The sequence below is a fragment of the Rahnella sp. PAMC25617 genome (assembly GCF_050606005.1).
Lineage (GTDB): Bacteria > Pseudomonadota > Gammaproteobacteria > Enterobacterales > Enterobacteriaceae > Rahnella > Rahnella variigena.
Genome location: NZ_JBOCUM010000052.1, coordinates 1 through 270, shown reverse-complemented (window position 1 = coordinate 270; position 270 = coordinate 1). Strand labels below are relative to the sequence as shown.

At 48.9% G+C, this 270-nt stretch carries 1 protein-coding gene; it reads left to right on the top strand.

The window, feature by feature from the left end:
- The coding region (gene trxA / locus ACM615_RS23890; RefSeq protein ID WP_431012627.1) for a thioredoxin TrxA at positions 1–270 on the top strand (270 nt) is incomplete at both ends.

Here is a 270-nt window from a genome sequence, read left to right as displayed (position 1 = left end):
ACCGATGACAGTTTCGACAACGACGTATTGAAAGCCGAAGGGCTGGTGCTGGTCGATTTTTGGGCAGAGTGGTGCGGACCATGCAAAATGATCGCTCCAATTCTGGATGAAATTGCCACTGAGTTCGAAGGCAAGCTGACCATCGCGAAACTGAATATCGATGAAAACCCAGGTACTGCACCTAAATACGGCATCCGTGGTATTCCTACCCTGCTGTTATTTAAAGGCGGCGAAGTCGCAGCAACTAAAGTTGTCGAAACTGTCATCGGT